The sequence below is a fragment of the Bacillus sp. NTK074B genome, from assembly GCF_017303375.1.
Taxonomy (GTDB): Bacteria; Bacillota; Bacilli; order Bacillales; family Bacillaceae_B; genus Rossellomorea.
This window is the reverse complement of the sequence record NZ_JAFKOH010000008.1, coordinates 108,560-127,191: the sequence shown is the minus strand read 5'-3', so window position 1 is coordinate 127,191 and position 18,632 is coordinate 108,560. Positions and strand designations below refer to the sequence as shown.

The window sequence follows — 18,632 nt, the reverse complement described above, 5'->3', positions numbered from 1 at the left end:
CTAGTGGTGTCTTTTTTAGTTATCAACAGTAAATTTTTAAAACTCTATTTCAATTTCTTCATTTTCTAAACCAGATAAATCCACCTTATAAGTCACTTGTAAAATTCTATCTTTATTAGCTATCCCATCAAGATTATTCATATCTATAAGTGGAAAATCATCTTTAACAGGATACTCAATTACTTTCAGGACTCTAAATTGTTTCTTTCTATCTAATGAATTCTCCTTAATTCCTAACTTAGAAACTTTGGCATTCAAGACTGATTGTTCTACTCCCAGCCCTTTAAGGTTCTTTATCAGACTCTCTATGCTGACAATATCACTGCCTAATGTTTCTACTCCAGGATCCTCTAGCTTCACTACCATTAAAGAAAGATGATTGTCGTAGTTTAATTGATATTGGCCAGAAATAGTTACGATATTATTGTATTTTATTAAAGAAGATTTCACTTCATAGTTCTTTGATTCTGTTCTGATATCAATTGATTTTCCTTCTGGCCCAGTCCAGTTTTCAGCATTAATATTTTTCATTACACATTTCTTTAAGTAATAAAGGATTACCAGTTCACCGATAACCCCATGAACATTTTTTTCAACACTCTTATTCCCAATGAGGTTTTTCCAATCTTTCCACCATCTTATGGGATTCTTCATTAACTCTTCTCTTTTGGATCCATTTAGTGGTGTTTCCAGGAATAGAGCACATATTCCAGCAAATTCATTTCTTAAAGATTCATCACTGCTTGATAACACTAATAAATGTTTATTTGTATCATTTACTCTAAACCAGTCAGTGTAAAATGACACATTTGCAAAAGATTCATTAATTTTTATTTTTTCGTCAATCATTATACCAACAGCATAGTTATTTTTATATTTTATTACCCACGAGGAAAAATCTTCTTCGTAACCTTCGATTTTTGATGCACTGTTATCAGATAAGTTTGCAAACTTTTTTCTTATTTCCTCGGCTAAATTCATTTTTCTGCTCCCTTACTGATGCTGATTAATGTTCTTTTTTATTGCTTTAGCAATCCCTTTTGCCAAGAACGGAGGTACTGCGTTTCCAATTTGTTTAAATGCACTTCCCATAGGAACCTTAAAAATAAAATCGTCCGGAAAAGATTGCAGTCTTGCGGCCTCTCGTACAGAAACACCTCTTGGTTCTATTGGGTGGATATGACTGTAGGTATCAGTACCTAAGTGAGCTACCAGGGTATGTGATGGTTTATCAAGCCGGAGTCGCCGCCACTTGCCATGAAATTTAGTGTCGTCATACGGAGGAATATATTGTTTTTTCAGTTTAAGATATTCTTCTTCTTGGTTTTTAGTTATATCCTGAAAAACACATGCTTCCTCAAATAACTTATTTGCAATTTTCAATGCATCTCTGTAGTCATCACCCGGTAGCATCTTTTCAAAAATACGAAAGTCTCTCGGTGTGTTTCTAAAACAATTTCCATCAACCTTGTTCATGAAAGTATTTTCTGAAACTCTCCGCATTTCCTTTTGAAATTCATTTGTAGGCGGTGACTGGTAATCCAGTTTAGTTCCCATTCTATTCAAACGATATTTAGTGTCTGAACTCGGAAATAATGCAGGCAGATCGCCTAATGCTTCCTGTGCTGTAACCCAGCTTGGTGAGCCTTTTTCTGCAGTCTTTGGGATCCTGAAATTAGGAGTATCTTCATACTTTTGAAACCTGTTTTTTACTCTGCTTTCGTAACCTTCATTAGGGTTGCAGTGGGTAGGTTCCGGCAGGAAACTGATATCTCCTATTTCTTTTTTTATTGCCAAAACAAATACTCTTTCTCTTGTTTGAGGCACCCCAAAATCAGCTGAGTTTAGTATCGTCCAAACGGCATTATACCCATTATCTTCTAACATCTCGCAGACAATTTGAGGTATATTCATTCCAAAGAAGCTAACGGATTCGGGCACATTTTCCATTACAATGCCTTCAGAATTCAGTTCAAAAGCAATCCGTAAAAACTCTTTATATAAGAAGGCTCTATTATCATTCAATCCAAATCTATGTTCACCAAGAGATCTTATTTTCGACTTCCCAATTCTGGAATAAGCCTGACATGGCGGTCCCCCTATAGTAATTAGAGGGGATTCTTTTTCTTTAATTAGATCTGTACCTTTAACTTCTTTAATGTCTTCACAAAGATGATCTTTATTCTTTCCGTGTTTCCAATGAAGGTTAAATGAGGCCGTTTTACATGCCTTTTCATCGATTTCCAAACCGGATTGAACTTCCATGCCTGCGAGGTGAAACCCATATGACAAGCCCCCGCAGCCAGAAAATAAATCAACTAATTTGGGTGTACTTACTGCTGTTTTTACCGTCGTTCCCTTTTCCAAAATCTTCAAAGTATCCTATTAACTCCTCAACAAATTTTTTTGTTCCTCCATTAGTCAAAGATGGTTCAACTATTTTTATTCTTGCGGTATTTAATTTCATTATTCGCCTAAAGAGATTTCTGTGGATTTTGGTTTGATCTAGTCTACTAAACTGGGTCATTATTTCACGAGTTAAATCAATCCTGTAACCACTGGGACCTGAACGCTCGACGAGCTGTACGATTTCATCAGTAGTAAACCCTCTTAACGTATTATAAGTTCGATCCGTATCCCCGCACCACGATAAGTGAATATACCACCATATAGTCTTTAACCATATTCTTCTGCTCTGCTTATAGAACCTTGACTCAGACAGTCTCCATCTTTTAAAGACTATATCAGGTATTACCCTCATTGAAAGGTAAATCCAAATTTCATCGGATGAAGCTTGACGTTCCTTAAAATCATAGTCTAAACGAAAAAGGTCATACAGTTCAATACCAAACCTCAAGTCATAGAGATAATCTTTTTTATTTGTTCCACTTTCCTCTGTATTAATGTACTCGACTACTTTTCTATCAATTTCCAGTAGTTTTTCCCTTAATTTAAGCTGTTCACCTGTACAGTTAAACGAGGGTATAGTTTCTTCAGACCAACTATTAAATTCTTTTTTTGCATCTGTCTTTGATAATTTTTTCCACATGTTTACTCACCTCACTTAAGTCTCTTATCAAAGTCTTCTCTTATTGATTTCGCCAGTTTTTCAGGAGAAGTAGTATCCCAGCCAAATGTATTTACAAAATAAAATATAGCCTCTCCGATACTTCCCTGTTCTGATTCTCCATTTAATAATTGTTCCCACTCACCCATGCCTTTTACTTTATCAATTATTATTTGCAGACCGCTAGCAATTATTTCCACTAGTAAAGGTGAGGATGAAATTCCTTTTTCAATTTTTAGGTTTCTTGAGAGTTTATGACCGGTATTAAGTACAATAGAAACATTTTCTTCACTGAATTGATCATATAAAGGATCATCAAAATCACAGGTTACCCACCACAACGGTTTGGAAGGATCCTTAACTTCAACTATTGGAAACAGAGAGGACTCTCCGTCAAATAACAGCTGAGTACTTTCAAGTGTTCCAAGAACTGTCCCTGGCACCACATGACTATATTCTCCAGCTTCTAATAGGTAAAAAATAACTTCAAAAGTTACTCTTCCTCTAAATATACCTTTAGGTATATTAACATTAATTTCTAATTCTAAATGTGAATACTTGTCATAAGTGATTACTCCAATAGGGGTGACTCTTCTTTGTGCAGAATCTTTGGAGAACCATCTAAATGCAACCCCCAGCTTTGCATCTGTTTCCACAATTCCATCCTCCTCAAATAAAAAGGAGGGATTTTGTATTTCGATATCTTGGTGTAAATTTAAATCGTGCTTTTCTGGATCCCAATGTACCTTAGGATCTACAATCTCATATGTGTTTTCCTGCCCCTCTATAAGTTCGACAGTCATTTGGACTTCCTCAAATTCTTCATTTAGGTATGAGGCATAAAACGGCTGAGAGGAAAAACCAATTTTATTAAAAATGTTTTCATTTAAAACGTTATGGAACAATATAGATGTAGTCACTGTAACCCCTCTTTTTAATCTAGTTTTTCTTGAATGGATGCTTGAACCATAGGGTCATGATTAATTAAATATATTTGACCTTTTGTTTTGCCGCTGAACTCTTTCAAGGGAATTTGTGCGGAACTGTTAATTCCAAATCTACTTGTTTTTTGTAAATTTGCTTTTAAAGAGTCATTTAAGACAACCTTTGAAATCTCAATTGGAAATGGGGTTCCAATCTCGTTCTCATCTTCCCACTCATTACCCTTGATTTTTTTACTACCCTCGGAATCTACTAAAAACTCAAAAAAAAGTGTTTCAGTTTTTTGAGGAACCGTAATCTCAAAATCTAAGATAGTATTTCCGTTTTCACCGATTCGGTTGCCTGTAATCATTAGTTTACCAGCTCTCGTCCTAGGTGGGTTACCGCCGCCCCCAGGGTTTCTAGAGCCGGAACCAGGTGATTTACCGAACCCTGCAGGAGGCAATAGAGCTGAAGCTAATGACTTGCTCAAAGCACCGCTCCTAGAAGAGCTACTTTCTTTCTCTTCTTTGTTGTAGGCGTCTCTGATTGAGGCTGCAACTCTCTTCTGTATTCTGTCTACAATAGTTAATTTTTTCTCATCTAACATTATATCTGACCAGGAAGAGTGGTCTGCCTTTTCTCCCTGTCTAAGATACTCATCAAGACTAATGTTTCCTTCATCTGCCTTAACAGTATTATCAGAATTAGGAACAAACATTGCTAAAATGTATTCATCTGCTGTTTTTTCAACTCCAATTGTCCACTTGCCTTCAGTTTCAAAGCTGACAACCATCCCAGGTTTTCTAAGATAAGCCAAGACCGGTGTATTGTATTCATCTTTACTATTATCAAGATCTAAATACTCGTGAGGTGACTTTTTATTATTTGGAACATTCATTTTTAGTTTTTCTTTATTAACTTTCACAAATGCGACTCTTCCTGCTACATTACTCTTAAGTGTTCTATAAATTTCAATCTCCGTTACGTTAATATCGTTGTTATTAACAAATTCTGTTGTTATTTTTTTGCCCACTGAACCGGCCAGGTAGAGCGATCTAAGAATAGAAAAAACCGGTTCCATATTCGATTTATTAATCTCCACCCTGTTTACTGAGGGTTTCAAATAATTACCGTATGGATATAGCTCATTGTCAATCCGTGCCGAATACCATCTTTGAACAGCTATATTTAAATAGAGTTCCAGGCTTTTGTGCCACCATAAGTTACTCTCGTTTTCCCTTTTGGTGATTAGCTTTTTAGAATCAATAAACGGAATAATAATTGTAGTTCCCGTCTCTCTCTCTCCATAGGGTTCTACATTAAAATCAGTTAGTATTTCATTAATTTCGTTTTCGTTTATTAACGGTCTCGTAGAATCTTCCGAATGAGATTCGCCCCACCAGGCAATTCCCCTTTTCAATCCCCCATCATTGTTGGGGATCAGGGCATCGGCTCTTGATTCATCTTCAACCAAACACGCGGCCATTCTTGACTGGTATTCACCATTTTCAAGTTTAACCTTTGAGTAATAGAGTACAAGACCAATACCCACTCGGAAGTAAACTGTTTTACCAAGTCCCCAGGATCCTCCTGCTTCTTTCTTTTCCTGTGGCATACTAATTTCATAAATAAGTTTTAACAAATTACCAAAGCGATTGTCTTTTATATATTCCTGGTGTAATGGTCCTGTTAAACCAGTAGTATTGGAATCTCTAATAACAATACTTTTTTGAGCAGAGTCTTGAAACTTTCTATTTAACCCATCTTCTATACCTTCAAAATGTTTGGACACATTTTGTTTTATAAATTGTTTAACAGAAATATCAAAATTAACCGGTGTTTTTGAATCACTTCCAGCATCGAGACTATTTTGAATGGATTCTCTAATTAACAGATCGATGAGAGGTGTATGACTGTTTTGAATTAATCTAAGAAGAGAGCTCCCTCTCTCAGACATTCTTTCCATTTTCGCAATTTCTATTTTCATTATTTATACCTCCGTGCTTTACTCAGAATCTATATCCGAATTTTCCAACACAACGCTTAATCCTTTGGCGTGGGGTGAGCCTGTAGAGTCTCCTGGAACACTGATATATACGCCGATAATATCTCTTGAAAAATTCAAATCTACCCTTGAGTGATTTTCGTTTGTTACACGCGCCTTTGAATCTTTATCAATTCTATATATTATCATCTGAGGAGTATTTCCTAATCCATACATACTCCTTACTTCTTTTATATCTTTGTTCGATACATTCACGCTGTTTTTATTCTCGTGAAACTCTTTGTCATTAATATCTGCAAAGACATCATGAGGCCCTCTAAGTACACCAATATTAATTATGTCTTTAGAATAGTTCATAGAAGAATACTTGGCCGAACGTTTCACCTTACCTACAGAGTATCTACCCAAGGACCATCTAGAAGATTCATTAGAAGGATTAGTAACTACATCACCTGATCCTGCAACAATGACATTCCAGTCATTTAAGTTTATTTCATCCTTAACTTTTTCAAACCATGAGCAAAATAAATCGATTTGATTAAATGTCCTTGACCTTTTATTAAAATCCATTTTGAGTAAAAATTCCTTTTTCAGACTCTCAAAATTAACTCCCTCATAAACAATCGCATTTTTAGATAAGGATCTTTCAGGCTCGCCGCAAAAGTTCATAAGGAATTTTTCTGTAAGATCTATATTCCGTTGCAGCATCTCCTGATCATTTTCAAAATGAATTGTCTGAATAGAGGCTCCTGTAAAGTCCATATCGATTTCCTGGGCATTTTGCATTTTATTCTTTGCAGTCACCCTCAGCCATGAAACTTTAGGTGTATTCTTGATTCTTGGACCTACATCTAAAGGGTTTTTATTACCTATCGAAAATTCTTCTAATTCGCTTCTGAGTTCCTCTTCCAAGGTGGTTAGAAAGCAAAATTTATCGTAAGTATCTTTAGTCATCCAAATTCGTGGAAATAACTCATACCCTTTCCTGTAACCAAACCACCTGGCCATTTGCATCAGAGAATCGGCGGCTGTGGTAGCCCTAAGAAAGTATGTGCTTACTAATCCTTCTATTGTAAGGCCTCTCGACAAGGTACTTCCTCCGACTATGATAAATGCGGGTGCAGTATTCAATTCTCTTAATTTTTCCTTATTAGGATATGCAAGACGAATATGTAAATTATCTTCAGTAACCCCCGTCTTCGCACTATTATCGATACACAAATGAACGCCTTTATGATATTCAAGGTCCCCTTCTTGATCCATTTGAATATGTGATATTTCTTTCTTAAGTTCATTAATAAAAGGAATTAACCTTGAAAAGTCAGGGTATCCATTTAACCCCTTTTCAGGTATTGGATAATCCTTATAGCCATTAATGAATTTTTCCAAATTGAACATACTGTTTTCTTTCAAAAACAGTTCTCTGCACATCCTAATCAGTTCATTATCACTAATATTTGAAATCCAGTTTGAAATTTCTATAGCCACTTGGCTGTGATGAGCTTGTTTTTGACTTGTATGTACTAACATACTGACAGGTTTTTTATATCTAAAGTATCTTAAGGCCGCAGTACTGCAAAAAAACCAGCAAATACTGTCAATCATGCTCTCAGGCATTTTATTAGAAATATTATCTTGTAGATTTTGCACTTCTTTTAAATCACAATCCGATATTTCTCTAACTATATCCAAACCGTTATAATCATCAGATCCTTCAAGTCCAAATATCTGTTTTGCCCCAAAATATTCATCTGAAACTGGTAATACAGCAATAAAGTCCTTGGGATAGAGAGAGTGAGTTGTTGATTCATTTAATAGATTCGAGTAAGGTGTCGCTGTGTAACTTATATAGTTCATAGATTTCGGACGAACAATATTTACCAGATCAATTATTAGTTGGTTAATTTTTGCTCTTTCTTCTTCATCTATTTTCTTTGTGTTAACACTTGCCTGATCCGCCTCATCATCAATAACTAAAATTTTCATCTGAGAAAGCTTTTTGGAATCACCTTTTAACCACCCAATTAAATTCTCAAGCCTAGTCTTATTTTTCAAGCATACATTAAGGTATCTATGAGGTTCACCTTCTTGAAAATGAAGGTCCTGGGTTCGTTCACCAACAGGAGAACTCTTAGCTAATTTTTGAAGGGAGCGCCATATATTATTACCCGGGTCATTTAGATCCTCAATCAAACGCTTTTGTGTCTGATCTCTTAGATTTTCTATCATCCCTGATAAAACTATAAAAGTATTCCAGCCCCAATCTGCAGCCATAGCCATCAAACCTGCCATACTTGAAGTTTTTCCTGATTGCACCTGACCAATTACTAACCCTTTAACCGGACCAGTTTCAACGGTATTGTTATTCAATTTCTTTAAGATTCCAATGGTACTTTTCTCTAGATTCTCTACAGCGTCTTCTCTCCATCCGCCGTCCAATAATTTCTTTTTGTATAGCTGCCAAGAAGACCTTTCATCAGTTGGTATAAATGACTCATTGTCTTCTCCCTGTGACACGATTCTAGTATCAATATCAATTTTCTCAATATTTTCAGACTTGTGATATTCTGTTTTAAGTTCACGGATAATATTTGCCCAGTCCTCTTTATCAATCTCTTGAGTAATTACTTTAAAGCTTTTTAACCCATCATATTTTTCCTCAATAGTCTCCCAAGTGTCGCCTTCTTCTTTCATATTCTTTATCATAGACCTGGTTGCATCATATTTAGGTGAACGTATATCAATCACAAAACCCACTCCTATGTATTTACTCCTAAAAATCAAAATTACTATTCAATGTATATTTTACTAGAAAATTACTATTTAGTGTTGTTTTCATTACAATAATTAGATTAATATGATAGGTATTTTATTCCCTATCCTTTTTATTTTATGTTTGTATATATATTTTAAAAGGAATACTTAAGTAAAACATGATTTCAAGGTGTGAACTTACTAATGTCTGATAATATGACAAGTGCACAAAGAAAAAAGAATATGCAAGCGATAAAATCAGTATCAAAATTAGAAAAAGTAGTCACTTCAGCACTGTGGAAGAAGGGCTACCGTTTCCGCAGAAATACACGAAATCTATTTGGTAAACCTGACATTTCAATAAAAAAATACAAAGTAGTAATTTTTATTGACTCTTGCTTTTGGCACTCTTGTCCAATTCATGGCAATATTCCTAAAACAAACCCTGAATTTTGGAAAGAGAAATTGACAGGAAATAGAACAAGGGACGATGAGGTCACTAATCATTACATCCATTTAGGGTGGAATATATTAAGAATTTGGGAGCACGAAATAAAAGATGATCTTGATAAGGTAATAAGTAAAATATCACAGTTTATTGAAGAAGCTAAAATAAATTCATGATGTCCAGCAGAATCAATACTCGAAAGTTGACATTTGCTTATACTGAGGGCCTTTAAAAACTTCCCTAACATGCCAATGCAAAAAAGACTGATCTGGGAAATAATATGACTGAATAGGATTACGAATCACCTGCCCATTAAACCTCATCAACCACACATCAAACCCATGAGTCCCATGTGCGTCCTGAGACACAACCATCTTACGCTCAGGTGTTAAAGTAAACACTCCCCTATCAAATAGCTTATGATGCAAAGAACACAAAGCTATTCCGTTTTCTTCAGTATCCGGACCACCGGCTTGGTGCCACTTGATATGGGCCGCTTCGACTCCTACGAGTGTGTGGGCAAGTCTTACATTAAAGCCGCAAACCGCACAACTGTACCCGTAAGCCCTTAAAATCTTTTCCCTGAATTTCGGATCCCTCTTCCTTTTCGTATAAACTGTGAAATCCAGTCCAACCGCATCTAAGATATCTTGGTGGATCGTTTCTGGAAAATGACTGTCTAATATAATATGAGCAATCTCCTGAACCAGCCTGGAGTCATTTTTTAGAAGCTGATATACTTCCGGGGTGAATCCCCCAGCAACTTCATCCGCCAGTAATTGACGATTACTCGGACTTTTTGCATTCGCCTCTTTATCCAGAAGCCATATTCCATCCCTTTTTAAACGTACAAAGGGTTCTTCGGGATGATAGGATTTCCTAAGCGGCCCGAATTCCCTCAGCAGTTCTGTCAACTTCTCCCTTGTAACCTCATAACTTATGAATCTCGGTTTATCTGCTTGTAGCTGCCCCAAAGCAAACAAAATCAACAATGGTTTATGGGGAGCTCTCTGGTCCCCTTTCTTCCATATGGACAGGTTATTAATTCTTTCCTTTAACTCAAAGCTGTTCATCATTTCCCACCACTCATAGAGATTTATTTCTTCCTATATAATAGGTAAGTTGGAACTTCCAATAAATCAATCCTTTACCTCAATCAGGAACACCTTCTCCTGGAATCCCCCACGTTTCTCAGCCTTATCTTTCCGTACTGCTTCTATTTCTTCAATAGTAGATCCATGCTGTTTAGACAAAGCCCTGACAACCTCCAAGAGATCAGCAAGCTCTTCTACAGCTTCTCCATCCATTTCAGCCGCACGGTACTCATCAAGTTCCTCATAAGCTTTTTCTTTTAAATACTTTATGTAGTCTTCATCGTTGAGGATCCTTGTTGAAAACTCCTTACCTTTACTTTCAATGATTTGTGGAATTTTATCCCGTACTAACTTGTTGTAGGCCGGCATGTTGGTGACCTCCTATGGATTGTATTATCTATATTTTAACATTTTATTTATGTCGATTATCAAATCAAACAAGAAAAGCCACTTGTTTAAGTGGCTCTTCAACTCGTTTAATTCCCCTAATTAGAGTGCCTCTTTGATGATTTCATTTATTTCTTTCAGTCGGCTAACCTCTCTTAGTACGTTTTTCAGTTCCCTGTTATTCTTGAAAAATCCTTCTATTAACTTAGCCGTCCCGTAACAGCCCTCCACATCCAAACGTTCATCATCTGTATGTTCATTAAAGTAACCTGCAGATAGATTCACGCTTTCAATACCATGCATTGCCCAAACTCGTGTATCGCTACTGCCCCCTAGAGTTGTCTCCCAGCCGTTTAAGCCTTCACTCTTTGCTACATTTTCAAAGAAACTCCCATATGGAGGGTGACAAAATGGGATATACCCACCACAAGAAGTAACGATATCTCCTGTTCCACGGCGATCAACCACAATGGCTGCATCCGTATTCCAAAGGAAGTAATCATCAACATTATTTGCTCCCACCAGCCCGCATTCCTCTTCCACTGTGAAGATGAATTTCACCTTCCCATTAAAGGTTGAAGATAGGTGAAGAATTTCAGCAATATGGAGTAGTATGGCCACTCCTGCACGGTCATCAGCCCCTAATATCCCCTTACTGCTGGACCAGATCTTCCCTTCTTTAAGAATCTCACGGTCTTCCTCAATTTCATATACCGTATCTAAATGTGCACTCAATAGGATGACAGGTCCATGCCCGGTTTTATAAGTCTTCTCAGCCAGAATATTACCTGTTCGGTCGATGGTGAGATAATCGACGAGAGGCACTAATTTCTCTACTACATAGTCCCTGACCTTCCCTTCATTACCGCTTGCACCTGGAATCATCAGAAGTTCCTCCAATTGATGTTGAAACATCTTTTCTCTGATGAATGTTTCTCCCTTACTTACCCACTCTGCTTCTATCAGACTGAGCTTTTCTGCCAGGTCCAGGAGGTGGTTACGCTTTAAATGAAATGCTATATGATTACTATTCTTCTGTTCTCTGTAATAAATCTTTTTGATTCCTAGTGCCAATAACACCCCCACTAGCTCATCAAGATTCCTTTCCTTTGTAACCATGACATGGGCCGTTCTTCTTTCATGCCCATCACAGGAGCCCATCGTGTGAAAGCCAAGTCGATTCAGCTGACGTACGATACCGCTGATATACGTATCAAGCTCAGCAACCTTCGGCTGTTCTATACCAGGGCGGAACCAAAGGCCTTCACCATGTCCACGTCCTTTATAATCAACAGCCTTCAGCCACTCCTCTTCAAGTACCACTTCACTAAACAGTATCAATCTTCCATTATTGATGGTATGGTCCACACCAGCAGCATCCAAACTTTTGATAAGAAAGTCAACATTTGCTTCCGTTTCTTGGTTACAATCAAAGATATTTCCTTCCACTTCATCCAATAACCATCCCTGTCGCACAAATAACTGATTCCACGTTTTTTTCATCTCATCATCTCCCCTTGGTTTGTAAACCAATTATCTCAAAAGGGTGATGACAGACCTGTCATCAAATTAGAACAGTTCATCGGTACGATTTAAAACCATAAATGGATATTTTTCATTATAGTAATATCCCGTTTCATTTTTGGATTTTTTATTTATTAGCACCTCAGCTTCTATCCCTACTTCTTTCAAGTGTGCCCTCAACCTTTGCACATTTTTTACGTAGGTATTTGTAGGAATGTCTCCATTTACATTCGCATTCAAAAACGAATCATAAAAGGTATGTTTAGTTAAGGGATTGCCCTCATTACTATTCAACAAAAAGGTGCGTAACATATCCGCGTGTTTTTTAGAGAGGCTCTTTTCTCTCTCGTTAAAGATAACAGAGTCCTTCCTACCGCTCGAATCAATAATAATTGTATTCTCTGTGTAAAATGCCTCTTCACAATCTTCTATGCTGCAATATGTTGACCCTTTATTAGTTATCTTCACATATGAATGATTTTCAAGATATTTCTCGTTTTTTCTAATCAACTCATAAAAAGGGGATATTTCATATTTTGTAGGAATTGATATTTCTCCAAATTCATTAAAACCTTCTATTCCTTTTTGAGCTTTCTCTGCAATAAAAAGTGCACAATTCGCCAAAAACAAATGACAATTATAAACCTGTTGCTTATTTAATTTGTATTGGACATCTTGGACATCTTGAACCTCTTCCTGATAAGTGAGTGCATCTTCAAAGTGGTTAAGAGCATTTACATAGTTATTTTTATAAGCCAAAAAACCTAATCTATAATGTACAATTGGTAACCTTTTATCAATTTTAATGGCATCTTCTAAACTATCTTTTGCCGTTTTTTCATTTTTATATTCGCTTGTCTTCAAGAATGTACCATACTCAATTAAATGGAAAATAAGATTACTTCTAATTTTTTCCAGACTCGGTATATACTCTCCTGTCTTATCTACGCGGATTTGCTTATACAAATTCTTATATAACGCGATTATTTCATAGTATGATGGGTCATCGGCTGAAGCTATTTCTAATCTTAGAATTTCTTCCCTATCTAGGAGTTCATCAATAGATAACTTTTTATGCCTCATCTCATCCATATCCCCTTAATTTTTTGTGATTGCTTTATGGAAGTACTGAATGCTTTTCCCTACTAACCACTGTTCATCCACTTTCCTGTGCTCCAATCCCTCTAAATATTCTATCTCGGCTCTCTGTAAACCTGTTTGCCAGCAAACCACTATGCCACCGTTTTCAACAGATATAATTCCTCTTTCATATAAAGTATCACACCCAAACAAGCACACAGGCATCACAATGTTAGGGTCCTTTCTTTCTTCATCTGTACAATGACTTCTCTTTTTCTTATGAGCAGCTACCAATGAACCGGTCGAAAATAACCTTCCACAAATAGCACAGCATGTAGCATTTTCTCCTTTAAATAGCCAATCTCTTAAGATAGCTTGTTCATTCCTCAGTTTAACCTCTCTAGGAGTATCCGTGCTTCCCATCAATTGACTTAATCTGTCACGATACTTTTCATACCGGACTCCTTCTTGAGTAATCTCATATTCACGAGTAAAGTTTGAAATAAGAATAAATTTATAATTCCTTCTGCCCCCGCTCTTATCTACATAAAGAAAGGAACAATGATAAACCTTTTGAGTGATACTTGCATCACTGAATCCCTTCTTTGTTAGATGAGCGTTTATTTCTGAAAAAGTGGCTGATATCTTTTTTTTCGCAGAAAAATAATTTAAAATTTCTTTCTCGATATCTTGGAGTTCTCTTTTATCAACATTTAAAACAGCATATTCCCCATCTGACGCAACAAATTTTGATTGAATAAGATAACTTTTTATCATTTCAACACTAGGTATAGCCTTTTGAAATGTCCTTTTATTTATTTCTGAATGGATGGTTCGGGCAAGAATGTCTATTTTCACTTGATTTGTTATATTCCTTATTTTACCTAACGTATTAATCAGGACATTGGCACGATCCTCAAATAGGTACCACATATCCCCCTCGCTGTCGTTGATTGTACACACATTTTGGGAAGATGTTATCACCTTTTTATAAAACTCTGCCTTTTCATCTCGAAGCCATTCATTTCTTGCTACGACCTCTGAATACCTAACCAAACCATGAAGACCTGGAAAAGTCTTGATGCTGCCTATTTTGGTTGTTAACTCTGTCTCATGTCCCTCTTTAACAAGAAGCAGCTCCTGCCTACTGACAAAATCACTTTCAGACGCTCTTTCTATGTTTAGATTAAAGAGGTTATATTCAATACAGAGGTTGAACCTGTGGAGTAGAGTCAAAAGCCCTTTGGGATTCATTTGATTATCTAGAAAGTTTTTATTTATGAGGGTTTGGAGTAATTCTTTAATAAATATTGCTTCTTCTTGTTTAATGATATTCTCTATATCCTGTAGAATTTCCAAGTTACCACTTGCAACCTTGTCAACAAATCTTGTGGAGATAATTTGTCCTACTCTTTGTCTTCTCACGCCATACTCTTCTGCGATAGATTGATAGGTTGGGTTTGGTTCTTTACCAAATCCAAAATAAGTGAGAACGATGTTTATGTCCCTCTCTAATGAATCAATATTTCTTGTGTTTCCTTTTTTCATTACTTCTTTAATAATTGTCTTTAACATACAGCGCCATCCCCTTATAGATTAATAATATTAGTATAAACAACTCTCAATGACACTATTGTCACTGGTTTGTTTGAATACTTGAGGAAGGGTCGTATTTGTTCTCTTACGCCAAGATTTAAAGTAGTGTGTGAATAACTATAGGGACGAGGTTCAACAACTTATTATTTTTCTAGCCTAGTACCTATATTCCGCTTTCCCCTCAGCAACCATACTTCCACCTCTAAAAAACTCATTCTCATTATATTCCTGACTACTCTCTTCAAACCGCTCCCTAAAATACTGTCCAAGCTCAGGGTCCGTACAATACACATAACATCCCTTCTGGCCACGAGTCATCAACGTCCGGTACGTGTTCCGAATAATCTCATCCGCCACCTTCTCAGCTCTATCCGGATTTTCATTAAGCATTTTCTTTATCCCTTTCAATGAAGAATCCGTCTTAGCTCTTTGAGTATGATCTGTGAAGACCTCTCCATCTTCATATCTCATGTCATCCCCTATGATCACCCCTACATATTCAAACTCCAGACCTTGGCATGTATGGATACAGCCTGCTTCTTTAATAGAATCCTCATCAATGGCCCAGGTGGCTGAATTATCGAGGTTCCAGCTCATCTTGAAGTCGTATTGATCAAGAACAATGTCATGATAGTCCGTATTGCTCTTCCCCTCCTTGTCCCAGTTCCAGCAGTAGCCAGCAACTATGCGGGACTTGTTGTTGGCATTTTTTCTCTCGATTTCGTTTCTCAATTCATTCGGATCGTTGAAAACCCGAAAATCATACTGGCTTCCGATATAATGAGCATTTGCTGTTGTTCTAATCTGAAGCACGTCATCTAGCCATGCTAAGTAGCCATCGGAGCCACTGCAGCGAAATTGAGATTCAAGGTTCATGATCGTGAGCGGAGCACTGTTTTCTTTGGCAAATCGTTTAATTTCTTTAAGACTTCCATGATCCTTTAACGTGACCCGCTGCCTTTCATCAATGAAGAAGATGGAGAGCTTTGATGCTTGAATGATTTCCTTCGTTTGATTTTCACCGAGGTGCTGAAACATCCCGGACTTCAGATTTAATCGGTGGGCTTCATCCACGATTAGCGCATCGAACTCATCCCTAGGAGCATCGAAGTAGCTTCCGGATCCTTTAAACAAATTATCAATATGTCCCTTTTTGAAATCTTTCTTCAGTTTGGTAGAGTAAATGTTTCGAGGTGCCGCGTTCTTCGTAACATACTGACAGACCATGCTGAGATTGGTTAGGTGGACCAATAGATTGATAGCGAGAACCGATTTCCCAGTACCCGGACCACCCTGGACGACCAGTACCTGTTTTGTATTGGTCCGAAGAGCTTCTTTTGCCAAATGAATGGCTTCCTCATATACCACTTTCTGATCATCAATCATCACAAACTCGTCGTTCCCCTTCAGCATTTGATTTAACGAATCCTGAAGTGACTTCGACGGACGGATGCGACCATTCTCGATTTTATAAAGATTCTCCTTGTTATCCCCTACCTGAATATAACGCTTAATGAAATCCCGGAGCTTCTTCGCCTGTCCCTTCACAAAGACTGGAGCCTGTTCTATATAATAATCATAGACCGGATCTGTCAGAGGATCCTCTTCCCCCTGATTCAAGTAATTATGTAAATACGCACAAGGATACAGCTCCATCTCCGCTTTTTGGGCATTCTCATTGTAATCCTTGATGAGGGATGCATATGACCAAGCCTGGTAGGAAGGATGAGTCGTCTCCACCAGACCGCGATTCATCGCCGTCTTTACAATCGCTTCCTTCCCCCTGATCACCTCAACAGACTCCCACTGCTTCAGCTCCACTATCACAATGGAATTCTTCTCCCCATCCTTCCCTGAGATCAGGAAATCCACCCGTCGCGACGTATGCGGAATCTTAAACTCAATCGCAACCCCAGCGTCACTAGGAATATCTTGATCACTAAGCACACGATACATGTACTGCATCGAATTATCCCAAGAGCGAACCTCCCGCTCATTGATCTTTCCAATCTTCGACGTGTAATTGCTGCATATATTATTAACCAATTCATCATGAAAAACATCTTCAAGAAACTCTTGTTTAGTAGCTTCATATACGATCATATTCGTCAGCCTTTCGTCTAACAGTATATTCCTATTATTTAGTTAAATTTGGGATTTAGCAAGCTTACCCTTAATTTTCACCTCTACGTAAAGCTGCATATAGAGAAATACTTTAATTAAATTCCATTTATTTCAATAAGTTGACGACCTGTCCGTTCCAAGCCATTTTTCACCATTTGATAATGGTTGTAAAAGGGGTCAAAGTATTGGAGAAATCATTGACAGAACGGGAATTATACGGGAAGTACATATCCATTTTATTACGATTAAGACGGAGCGAGATGGGCTATACTCAGGCAGAACTAGAAGAAAGAGCAGGCCTGGCTCGAACCACCATAAGCAATATTGAACGGGGTAAACGAACCCCTGAATCCTATACCCTATCGAAAATTGCCATAGCATTGGGGATCAGCCTGGACCGCTTAAATGAAGAAGTGTGGGAGAACATAGAGAAACATAAAGACAATAACTCAACTGCATTAAAACAACTATACTCTGATCTATACTATAGAGGTGATCGAGATTAAAAAGCAGGAATTTGTTTTGATGAAGGATAAGCAAGTTTACCGTTTTAAGATTGTTGGGTTTGATGAGAAGAATGCTTATGGGGAGATCTATTTTACGGAGAATGATAAATCCACTTCTATATTTAGGGGTTCGGATGTGAAGGAAGTTATTAGGTTGGTGAAGAAGGAAAGCTGTGGCTTACGAGGGGAGTAAGCCACAGCTTTCTTTTTTATTTTCACCAAACCTTTAAGAGCATACCAACAAATCACAAAAATACAACTTCCCTCATGTAATATTATGGTAATATTAGGAGAGTATTTTACTAGTATCCAACGAAACGAGGAACCACTAATGCCCATAGTAGAAAGAGACTACTGGAATGATAATCGGTATCGACCTAAAAGGAAGAAAGCTCCCAAATGGTCATGGGGCGTCATTGGATTCATCCTCCTGGCGTTGTTCGCAAGCGGATTACCAATGAAGATCTACAACGAAATCACAATCCAGCAGGAACAAAAGATACGAAGCTACCTGCAGGAGCGTGAGCAATACTTCATTTCCAGCGATCAAAGCTTCAAACAGTTGCTGACCAAGATCAATGCTGCAAATGGAAACCTCTCATCCCTGTCTGTTGATATCAATGAAACCGACATGATGCTCACTCAAAATTATCAAAAACTGATTGACCTCAATCCTCCCCGAGAATTTAAGGAGCTACATAACAAAACCATCGAACTGTACGTCATCAAACAGGCAGCCGTCGACTATCTGATGTCATCAGCAAATGCCAACACCTATCATTCTGAAATCCTCTTTACTTATATAGAAGAAAGCAATCAAATGATGAGTGACTTACGCCCATTGATGATTGAAGGACTGCAGAAAGCTGATCTGCGTTATCGTATTGAGCAGGATGGGACGTTGACGTATTGGGTGAAAGATCATTATGGGGGGAGATTGGAGTAGAAAAACTGCGAAAAATGGGTTCAGTCCCCCAGTACAATAACGCATTAGTACACCGAGGGACTGACACCAAATTCCAAGGATAGCTGAAACAGCGGATTTCCATATTAAAGATCTTATTGAAGAAGGTTACCGGTTGTGATATTTACATAAAATAGCATTTTTTGTTGCTATTAACTT

Annotated in this window: 16 protein-coding genes; 4 read left to right on the top strand and 12 right to left on the bottom strand. The window is 37.4% G+C overall.

Annotated features, from left to right (window positions below):
* Window positions 1-36: 36 nt before the first annotated feature.
* The 6 genes from JI667_RS14665 to JI667_RS23180 are packed head-to-tail and all read right to left on the bottom strand — an operon-like array spanning window position 37 to window position 8,744.
* The gene (locus JI667_RS14665) at window positions 37-981 is read right to left on the bottom strand and encodes a PD-(D/E)XK motif protein (protein WP_206856201.1); all 945 of its coding nucleotides are present in this window, start codon (window positions 979-981) and stop codon (window positions 37-39) included.
* A gap of 12 nt (window positions 982-993) precedes the next feature.
* Window positions 994-2,376 carry a DNA cytosine methyltransferase gene (locus tag JI667_RS14660; protein WP_244668334.1) on the bottom strand — a complete coding sequence of 461 codons (1,383 nt, stop codon included), beginning with the start codon at window positions 2,374-2,376 and terminating at the stop codon, window positions 994-996.
* Window positions 2,315-3,049, bottom strand: coding sequence for a hypothetical protein (locus JI667_RS14655; protein WP_206856187.1), 735 nt, complete (start codon window positions 3,047-3,049; stop codon window positions 2,315-2,317). The genes JI667_RS14660 and JI667_RS14655 overlap by 62 nt, the downstream gene beginning before the upstream one ends.
* 11 nt (window positions 3,050-3,060) lie before the next feature.
* Complete coding sequence (locus tag JI667_RS14650; RefSeq protein ID WP_206856185.1) at window positions 3,061-3,987, bottom strand: hypothetical protein; 927 nt, start codon at window positions 3,985-3,987, stop codon at window positions 3,061-3,063.
* A 14-nt stretch (window positions 3,988-4,001) separates the two neighbouring features.
* Window positions 4,002-5,978: a hypothetical protein gene (locus JI667_RS14645; RefSeq protein WP_206856182.1), complete on the bottom strand. Its 1,977-nt coding sequence runs from the start codon at window positions 5,976-5,978 to the stop codon at window positions 4,002-4,004.
* 18 nt (window positions 5,979-5,996) lie between these two features.
* Window positions 5,997-8,744, bottom strand: a complete 2,748-nt coding sequence (locus JI667_RS23180; RefSeq protein WP_206856179.1) for a Z1 domain-containing protein — start codon at window positions 8,742-8,744, stop codon at window positions 5,997-5,999.
* A 210-nt stretch (window positions 8,745-8,954) separates the two neighbouring features.
* Here JI667_RS23180 and JI667_RS14635 point away from each other — a divergent pair, with 210 nt between their 5' ends.
* Window positions 8,955-9,374, top strand: a complete 420-nt coding sequence (locus JI667_RS14635) for a very short patch repair endonuclease (RefSeq protein WP_206856173.1) — start codon at window positions 8,955-8,957, stop codon at window positions 9,372-9,374.
* A 12-nt stretch (window positions 9,375-9,386) separates the two neighbouring features.
* Here the strand turns inward: JI667_RS14635 and JI667_RS14630 are convergent, their stop codons facing one another.
* The 6 genes from JI667_RS14630 to JI667_RS14605 form a co-directional block, all read right to left on the bottom strand.
* Window positions 9,387-10,271 (bottom strand): phosphorothioated DNA-binding restriction endonuclease, encoded by an 885-nt coding sequence (locus JI667_RS14630; protein ID WP_206856639.1) that lies wholly within the window; start codon window positions 10,269-10,271, stop codon window positions 9,387-9,389.
* 66 nt (window positions 10,272-10,337) lie between these two features.
* Complete coding sequence (locus tag JI667_RS14625; RefSeq protein WP_206856145.1) at window positions 10,338-10,661, bottom strand: nucleoside triphosphate pyrophosphohydrolase; 324 nt, start codon at window positions 10,659-10,661, stop codon at window positions 10,338-10,340.
* 120 nt (window positions 10,662-10,781) lie between these two features.
* Window positions 10,782-12,182 carry a M20/M25/M40 family metallo-hydrolase gene (locus JI667_RS14620; RefSeq protein ID WP_206856144.1) on the bottom strand — a complete coding sequence of 467 codons (1,401 nt, stop codon included), beginning with the start codon at window positions 12,180-12,182 and terminating at the stop codon, window positions 10,782-10,784.
* A 66-nt stretch (window positions 12,183-12,248) separates the two neighbouring features.
* On the bottom strand, window positions 12,249-13,286 hold the full coding sequence (locus JI667_RS14615) for a hypothetical protein (protein WP_206856141.1): 1,038 nt from the start codon (window positions 13,284-13,286) through the stop codon (window positions 12,249-12,251).
* A gap of 15 nt (window positions 13,287-13,301) precedes the next feature.
* Complete coding sequence (locus JI667_RS14610) at window positions 13,302-14,858, bottom strand: hypothetical protein (protein WP_206856138.1); 1,557 nt, start codon at window positions 14,856-14,858, stop codon at window positions 13,302-13,304.
* Window positions 14,859-15,035: 177 nt separating this feature from the next.
* Entirely contained in the window at window positions 15,036-16,982 is a 1,947-nt protein-coding gene (locus tag JI667_RS14605) for a DNA/RNA helicase domain-containing protein (RefSeq protein ID WP_206856135.1), read from the bottom strand.
* Window positions 16,983-17,188: 206 nt separating this feature from the next.
* Between JI667_RS14605 and JI667_RS14600 the strand changes: the two genes are divergently transcribed.
* The 3 genes from JI667_RS14600 to JI667_RS14590 all read left to right on the top strand — a co-directional run bounded on the left by JI667_RS14600 (window position 17,189) and on the right by JI667_RS14590 (window position 18,455).
* The gene (locus JI667_RS14600; protein WP_244668333.1) at window positions 17,189-17,509 is read left to right on the top strand and encodes a helix-turn-helix domain-containing protein; all 321 of its coding nucleotides are present in this window, start codon (window positions 17,189-17,191) and stop codon (window positions 17,507-17,509) included.
* A 19-nt stretch (window positions 17,510-17,528) separates the two neighbouring features.
* Window positions 17,529-17,702 (top strand): hypothetical protein, encoded by a 174-nt coding sequence (locus JI667_RS14595; RefSeq protein ID WP_206856118.1) that lies wholly within the window; start codon window positions 17,529-17,531, stop codon window positions 17,700-17,702.
* 138 nt (window positions 17,703-17,840) lie between these two features.
* Window positions 17,841-18,455: a hypothetical protein gene (locus JI667_RS14590; RefSeq protein WP_206856115.1), complete on the top strand. Its 615-nt coding sequence runs from the start codon at window positions 17,841-17,843 to the stop codon at window positions 18,453-18,455.
* Window positions 18,456-18,632 lie beyond the last annotated feature (177 nt).